The following is a 6,791-nucleotide window of genomic DNA, read 5'->3' as shown; positions in this document are numbered from 1 at the left end:
TGCCGAACTGCAGCGGCACCTTCCGGCTCGGCGTCCGCGGCAGCTGGTCCGCGACCAGCTCGGCGATCGCGGCGGCGGTCAGCAGCCAGGGCGTGACGGCGGCGCCGAGGAAGGCCAGGCCGGTGCCGTCAAGCGGCAGCCAGCCGAGATGGGCGGCCCAGCTGACGGCGGCGGGCGCGGTCATCGTCCGCAGCCCGGCGACGCAGCCGATCAGGAACGCCAGGAGCAGCATGGAAATCTCCCTGGAAAATGCGCGGTCTGAAAATCGGCGGCCATCCTCCGCGATCCTCGTCCGCCTGTCGATCCCGTCCGGCTCCGCTTCGCCTGACGAGCCGACAATGGTCCTTCGATCCCGGGGGCGCATGGATCCTCTATCATGACTCGGGCTCTAAAGAGGATCTGAAGCCTAGCAAGGTATTGTCCGGCAAAACCGGCGGGTGCTAGCCTTCGCTTGCAAGGAAACGAAGGGGGAAACGATGGCGTTCATGACTCGGGCCGCGATTCTCGCGGCCGCGATCGGGGTTGGCTTTTCCTGGCCGGCCTTGGCCCAGGACAATGCGGCCAAGGCGAAGGCGGAGATCCAGCGGGTGCGCGACAGCGCCGGCTTCAAGGCCGCTGTGCAGCACATCGACCAGGGCTATGACGGCTACATCGCCGAGGGCATCGGGCTGGTCGAGATTCCGGCGCCGCCCTTCAAGGAGGAGGCGCGGGCCAAGGCCTTCGCCGAGCTGCTGCGCGGCGCCGGGCTGGCCGATGTCGGGATCGACGAGGAGGGCAACGTCCTCGGCCTGCGCCGCGGCACCGGCGGCGGCGACCGCGTGGTCGTGGTGTCGGCGCATCTCGACACCGTGTTCCCCGAGGGCACCGACGTGAAGGTGCGGCGCGAGGGCACGAAGCTGATGGCGCCGGGCGTCGGCGACGACACCTTCAGCCTGGCGGCGATGCTGGCCTATATCCGCGCCATGGACGCGGCGGGCATCAAGCACAAGGCCAACATCCTGTTCGTCGGCACCGTGGGCGAGGAGGGGCTGGGCGACCTGCGCGGCGTCCGCCACCTATTCACCAAGGGCAAGTACAAGGACCGGATCGACGCCTTCTTCTCGATCGAGGCCGGGTCGGCCGACACCTTCACCAGCTCCGGCGTCGGCTCGAAGCGCTACCGCATCACCTACAAGGGCCCGGGCGGCCACAGCTTCGGCGCCTTCGGCCTGGTCAACCCGGCCTATGCCATGGCCGAGGCGATCACGCTGCTGGCCCGCACCCAGGTCCCGGCGGATCCGAAGGTGACCTACAATGTCGGCGTGGTGAAGGGCGGCACCTCGGTCAACTCGATCCCGGTCGAGACCTCGATGGAGGTCGACATGCGCTCCGGCGACGCCGACGGGCTGGCGCGGGTGGAGCAGCGGCTGCTGGCCGTCGTCGACCAGGCGGCGGCGACCGAGAACGCGGCCCGGTCGACCAGGGAGGGCGCGATCACGGTGGAGAAGACGGTGATCGGCGACCGCCCGGCCGGCGCCATCGCCGAGACCGAGCTGCTGTTCCAGCTGGCCAAGGCCTCGATCGAGGCGGCGGGCTACGAGTTCAAGGGCGCGCGGGAGGCGTCGAACGATTCGAACATCCCCTGGAGCCTCGGCATCCCGGCGGTGACGCTGGGCAAGAACGGCCCGGGCCAGGGCGGCCGGTCGCATTCGCTGGACGAGTGGATGGACATCGAGAAGGCGCCAATGCTGAAGGGCATGGCGACCAGCTTGGCCACGATCCTGGCCACGGCCGGGATGGAGTGATCTACATTCGGTGAGCAACCGGCTGGCGGCGGTTTCACTGCCGGCCGGCGCTTATCATCGAAGTTTAGCGCAGCGCCGTCGCTGCCCGGTTGACAAACCGCATGTTGAACTGCGCTGTTCTTTTGGCTCGTGTCTGGTTACGGCTTTCCCGGTAATGAAGCCAAACAGGCTCTTGTGTTCATCAATGTGATTCGAGCCATGTATCGTATAACGAGAATATTATGGGCCATGTCCATATAGCCTTTGGCCGTGGCTCCTGTTCGTGGTCTTCCTTTTTCGAGAGTCCCGTGGGCAACCGCATTTCGGTGAGATGCACGAAGGCGTTCCTTTGCATCACCAAAACTTAGCCCACCGAAATTGTCGAATGCAAATGTTCTTGGAAATACCTCCGGTTCAGTACAAATATCATGCCGGGAATCTGATCGTTTCCCATGCTTCCGAGAACGCCAATCAGCTCTGACCTGAGTTGTATCTCATAGCATTTCCAAAAAGTAAGAAACTAATGGAATGGATTATTAGATGAAATAGCTTCTCTGTAAAGAGACGTTGCATCCTCTAATTCAGGAAATGGACATTTTGGCAATATGATTGATCCCGGTTCTATAGAGCCTATCGGCGGAGGTTTTGGGAAACTGAGGTAGATTGTACCTGAGGGGATGCCTATTAGAACGACATGGGCGATAGGTAGTGGCTGATCATAGGTGAATGATAGTTCATCAAATAAGGGTGCAGCTATGTCGTAAGCCGTAGGAAAAGCTTTCTCAGCCGATCCTGACAGTTGCCCTAAAATCATTATCATAGCTAAGGCACCCTGTGGATCAGGGCAAAGATATGTAGGTTTCGGCATTCCGGGGATCTGTTGACGGCTTGAGATCCTAATGCCAATAGGCGAGACGAGGGTTGAGACTGTGGAGTCAAGAAAAAAGAATGAATTTGGTTTGATGTAAAATTGCGCTATCCATCCTGTATCTTTTTCGCTTCGGCTCAAACTTCCATTGCCGGGAGCAATTCTCACCTGGATTGTTGTTCCGACTGGCTGTGCCTCTCCCTCGATCATCGGCAAGTTGTTATAAACATGATGGGCAGAACGCTCTCCGAGCGCCTCATTCCATTGTGTTCCGTATCGCTGGAAATCTTCCACGCAGTGTCGAAATAGCATTCCTTCTTTAGTATATCCTAGCAAGCCGCTAGTTATCAGGGCTTGCATAAAATCCAACGGGATACCTAGGAAGTTCTTGGCATCCTCAAAGGAAATAAATTCACCTGTATGGTCTGACATAATCAATCCTGATAGATGATCCCTTATGCTATTAAGTGTATCTGATAGCGCCTTCTCAGTCTTCCTATCCCCTCACCAGCAGCCGGCCCGCCCGATCCACCTCGGTCTCGCCAGCGCGCCAGGGCATCCGCACCGCCGTCTCAATCGATGGCTTACTTCGGCAGTTCATCCGGCGAGTCGTGTTCCGGGTCCATCTCGGCCCGCTGCACGGCGGCGAGAACCACGTCGGCCCTATCGGCCGTGCGGTGCGTTCGCTGCGCAGCTGCCTTCAGCCAGTCATAGTGCTCGGCCGACATCAGCACGAACTGCCGTGGCGGGTGATCTCGACCGGCTCGCGCTGCGCCTGATGCTGAAACTCGCCGAAGCGGCGCTGGAACTCGATGGCCTCGATGGTGAGCATGGATGAGCGTCCGTGCGGTTTCCCCTCATTGTCATTGCCGGGCTTGACCCGGCAATCCAGGGGCCATCGAGAGCGGCTCTGGAAAGCCCCTGGATCCTCGGGTCAAGCCCGAGGATGACAATTTAATAGAACATCGGCTTGAGAGAAACGCGCTTCGGTTGCGAGTTTTCTTGAACGGGGCAATCGCAGGCAAGCCGGGACACGACAGTTCAACCAGAGTCCTGGGCTCTGAACCACCTTCGCCTAAACAAGATCCTCGTACAGGTCCCGCCACTGCGGGTTCTCGGTCTCGATCAACTCGATCTTCCATCGCCTGGGCCAACGCTTGAGCGACTTCTCGCGCTGGATCACTTCCTCGATCCGGTCGAAGGGCTCGACATGGACGAGCATCTTCGCGGCATAGCGCTTGGTGAAGCCGTCGATTTCCCCGGTCCGATGCTGATAGGCCCGCTGGGCGAGATCACCGGTCACGCCGATGTAAAGCGTTCCGTTCCGGCCGCTGGCCATGATGTAGACATGGTACATCTGCGGCCGGCCCTCCGGTCCTGCCCCATCCCATACTGTCATTGCCGGGCTTGACCCGGCAATCCAGGGGCCACGAAGAGCGGCTCTTGAAAGCCCCTGGATCCTCGGGTCAAACCCGAGGATGACAGTTTGGGGGGCCGAGGGGATCCTTACCCCCGCGCCAGCAACCGTCCCGCCCGATCCACCTCGGTCTCGCCAGCCCGCCAGGACATCCGGCCGTTGACCAGCACGAAATCGAGGCCCTTGGACGGGGTCTTCGGCGCCTCGAAGGTGGCGGCGTCGGCGATGTGGGTCGGGTCGAACACTACCAGGTCGGCGGCGTGGCCCTCGCGCACCAGGCCGCGGTCCGGCAGGTTGAAGCGCATCGCTGACAGGCCGGTCATCTTGTGCACCGCCGTTTCCAGCGGGAACAGGCCGAGGTCGCGGCTGTAATGGCCCAGCACGCGCGGGAAGGTGCCCCACAGGCGCGGATGCGGGTGGCTGTCATGCGGCAGCCCGTCCGACCCGATCATGGTCAGCGGGAAGGACAGGATGCGGCGGACATCGGCCTCGTCCATCTGGAAATAGATGGCGCCGGCCGGGTGCAGCCGTACCGCTGCCTCCTTCTCGGTGCAGCCCCATTCCGCCGCGATGTCGGCCAGGTCGCGGCCCGCCATCTCCGGCTTGGCCTTCGACCAGGCGACCATGATCCGGATATCGCCGGTGACATGGTCCGGGTCCAGCACCGTAGAACCCGCCGTGTAGGGATAGGCGTCCAGCCCGACCGGCTGGTTCCGGCTGGCCGCCTCGATCACCGGCAGGGTCTCGCGGCTGCGGCCCCAATTGTGCGGCCCGGCGCATTTGTGGTGCGAGATCACCACCGGCACCTTGGCGCGGCGGGCGGTGGAGAAGCTCTCCTCCAGCGACTCCAGCACCTTGTCGTGCTCGTCGCGCATATGGGTGGCATAGACGCCGCCGCGATCGGCCAGCAGCTCGGCCAGCGCCGCCACCTCGTCGGCATCCGCCGCCGCGTTCGGCTTGTAGTAGAGGCCGGTGGAGAAGCCGATGGCGCCCGCATCCAGGCTGTCGGCCAGCAGGCGCCGCATGGCGTCGATCTCGCCGCCATTCGCCTTGCGGCCGACATCCGCCATGGTGCCGATGCGCAGCGAGGAATGGCCGATCAGCGCCGCGACGTTGACACCCGGCACCACCTCGCCCAGCCGGGCGCGGTAGTCGGCGAAGCTCGGGAACTCATAGGCCGACTGGTCGCCCAGCAGGTTCAGCGGCGGCGGCGGGGCGCGATTCAGCGTCAGCGGCGACAGGCTGATGCCGCAATTGCCGACCACCACCGTGGTCACGCCCTGGCTGATCTTCGGCAGCATGTCCGGCCCGTCGATCACCGCCCGGTCGTCATGGGTGTGCACGTCGATGAAGCCGGGCGCCACCACGCGGCCGGCGACGTCGATGCTGTCCCGCGCCTGGGCCGGGGCGATGCTGCCGGTCGGGGCCACGGCGGCGATGCGGTCGCCCAGGATGGCGACATCGGCCTGGCGGCGGGGGGCGCCGGAGCCGTCGATCACGGTGCCGTTGCGGAGCAGCAGGTCGTAGGGAGCGCGGTCAGGCATGGATGGTCTTCCGTCGGGCGGGGCGGGGCGACGAGTCGCGGGGCGGCGCAGGGGGCGCCGGCTCATCGATGGTGGGGATCTGGCTCAGGCTGAGCTTGACCCGGCGCAGGCTTTCCAGCGCGGTCGGGCCGCGGCGCATGGCGACGCCGGTCGCGACCACGTCGATCACTGCCATATGGGCCAGGCGCGACGCGGTCGGCTTGAAGATGTCGCTGTCCTCGGGCGGGGCGGCGGCCAGCACGATGTCGGCGGCCCGGGCCAGCGGCGTGTCCGGGCGGGTCAGGGCGACGATGGTGGCGCCGTATTGCCGGGCGATCTCGACGCTCTCGACCAGGTCGCGGAAGCGGCCGGAGTTGCAGATCGCCAGCACGCAGTCGCCGGGGCCGAGCGTCGCCGCCGACATGCGCTGCAACTGGGCGTCGGCGTGGAAATCGGTCGGCAGGTCGAGGCGGAAGAATCGCAGATAGGCGTCGTGGCCGACGGCGTGAGAGCCGCCGCCGACGCCGTAGATGTCGAGCCGGCGGGCCTTGGCGATCGCCTCGATCGCCTGGCGCAGCGGCTGCGGGTCGAGCTGGTTGCGCACGGCGGTCACCGCCTCGATCACGCTGTCCAGCACCCGGTCGGCCAGCTGGGCGACGTCGTCCGGCGCCCCCGCCTGCGGGCGGCGCTCCAGATAAGGGCTGGCGACGGCCAGGTTCTGCGCCAGCCGCACCTTGAAGTCGCGCACGCTGTCGCAGCCCAGCGCCCGGCAGAAGCGGGTGACCGAGGGTTCGCTGACCTGCGCCCGCCGCGCCAGCTCGGCGATGCTGGCGCGGGTGGCGAAGCCGGGATCGGCCAGCACCGTCTCGGCCACGCGCTGCTCGGACGGCCGCAGCGAGGCCTCCATGCGGCGCAGGCGCGAGACGATGTCGACCACATAGGCCATCAGAAGAAGGTCCGGATCGCGCCCGAGACGCGGTAGTCGTCCTCCACCACCATCATCACCTGCCACTTGTCGAAGGTGGTGCAGGGGTGGGAGATGCCGCAGCAGACCAGGTCGCCGACCTGCGGGTCGAAGCCCTCGGGCAGCCTGAGATAGGCGTGCTGATCGTTCATCGCGCTCAGCACCGCCCCAGCCGGCACCGGCTGGGACACGGTGGAGCCGGCGGGGCGCCACAGGGTCGGGATCGGCAGCTCGATGTCGTAGGACACGTCGCGCT

6 protein-coding genes and 2 pseudogenes are annotated in these 6,791 nt (G+C 64.7%); 1 reads left to right on the top strand and 7 read right to left on the bottom strand.

Annotation, left to right across the window (positions count from 1 at the left end):
* Positions 1-232 (bottom strand): annotated as a pseudogene (locus tag ABDW35_RS28830) (DUF4126 domain-containing protein); the annotation flags it as partial.
* A 244-nt stretch (positions 233-476) separates the two neighbouring features.
* On the opposite strand from ABDW35_RS28830, the gene ABDW35_RS28825 reads away from it, so the two are divergent.
* The gene (locus ABDW35_RS28825; RefSeq protein ID WP_343717296.1) at positions 477-1,784 is read left to right on the top strand and encodes a M20/M25/M40 family metallo-hydrolase; all 1,308 of its coding nucleotides are present in this window, start codon (positions 477-479) and stop codon (positions 1,782-1,784) included.
* Positions 1,785-2,283: 499 nt separating this feature from the next.
* Here the strand turns inward: ABDW35_RS28825 and ABDW35_RS28820 are convergent, their stop codons facing one another.
* The 6 genes and pseudogenes from ABDW35_RS28820 to ABDW35_RS28795 form a co-directional block, all read right to left on the bottom strand.
* The gene (locus tag ABDW35_RS28820; protein WP_343717295.1) at positions 2,284-3,063 is read right to left on the bottom strand and encodes a hypothetical protein; all 780 of its coding nucleotides are present in this window, start codon (positions 3,061-3,063) and stop codon (positions 2,284-2,286) included.
* A gap of 152 nt (positions 3,064-3,215) precedes the next feature.
* Positions 3,216-3,359 carry a hypothetical protein gene (locus ABDW35_RS28815; protein ID WP_343717294.1) on the bottom strand — a complete coding sequence of 48 codons (144 nt, stop codon included), beginning with the start codon at positions 3,357-3,359 and terminating at the stop codon, positions 3,216-3,218.
* Positions 3,360-3,706: 347 nt separating this feature from the next.
* The gene (locus tag ABDW35_RS28810; RefSeq protein ID WP_343717293.1) at positions 3,707-3,988 is read right to left on the bottom strand and encodes a GIY-YIG nuclease family protein; all 282 of its coding nucleotides are present in this window, start codon (positions 3,986-3,988) and stop codon (positions 3,707-3,709) included.
* Between the two features lie 149 nt (positions 3,989-4,137).
* Positions 4,138-5,592: a D-aminoacylase gene (locus ABDW35_RS28805; protein ID WP_343717292.1), complete on the bottom strand. Its 1,455-nt coding sequence runs from the start codon at positions 5,590-5,592 to the stop codon at positions 4,138-4,140.
* Positions 5,585-6,517, bottom strand: coding sequence for an SIS domain-containing protein (locus tag ABDW35_RS28800; protein WP_343717291.1), 933 nt, complete (start codon positions 6,515-6,517; stop codon positions 5,585-5,587). The genes ABDW35_RS28805 and ABDW35_RS28800 overlap by 8 nt, the downstream gene beginning before the upstream one ends.
* Positions 6,517-6,791 (bottom strand): annotated as a pseudogene (locus ABDW35_RS28795) (amino acid deaminase); the annotation flags it as partial. The gene ABDW35_RS28800 and the pseudogene ABDW35_RS28795, both read right to left, overlap by 1 nt.

The organism is Inquilinus sp. (assembly GCF_039594555.1).
In the GTDB taxonomy this organism is placed as follows: domain Bacteria; phylum Pseudomonadota; class Alphaproteobacteria; order DSM-16000; family Inquilinaceae; genus Inquilinus.
This window is presented reverse-complemented; position numbering and strand designations above follow the sequence as displayed.

Excerpts from the sequence above, each read along its gene's own strand:
- ABDW35_RS28825 (WP_343717296.1), top strand. The coding sequence starts at position 477 with ATGGCGTTCATGACTCGGGCCGCGATTCTCGCGGCCGCGATCGGGGTT.
- ABDW35_RS28820 (WP_343717295.1), bottom strand. The coding sequence starts at position 3,063 with ATGTCAGACCATACAGGTGAATTTATTTCCTTTGAGGATGCCAAGAAC.
- ABDW35_RS28815 (WP_343717294.1), bottom strand. The coding sequence starts at position 3,359 with ATGTCGGCCGAGCACTATGACTGGCTGAAGGCAGCTGCGCAGCGAACG.
- ABDW35_RS28810 (WP_343717293.1), bottom strand. The coding sequence starts at position 3,988 with ATGTACCATGTCTACATCATGGCCAGCGGCCGGAACGGAACGCTTTAC.
- ABDW35_RS28805 (WP_343717292.1), bottom strand. The coding sequence starts at position 5,592 with ATGCCTGACCGCGCTCCCTACGACCTGCTGCTCCGCAACGGCACCGTG.
- ABDW35_RS28800 (WP_343717291.1), bottom strand. The coding sequence starts at position 6,517 with ATGGCCTATGTGGTCGACATCGTCTCGCGCCTGCGCCGCATGGAGGCC.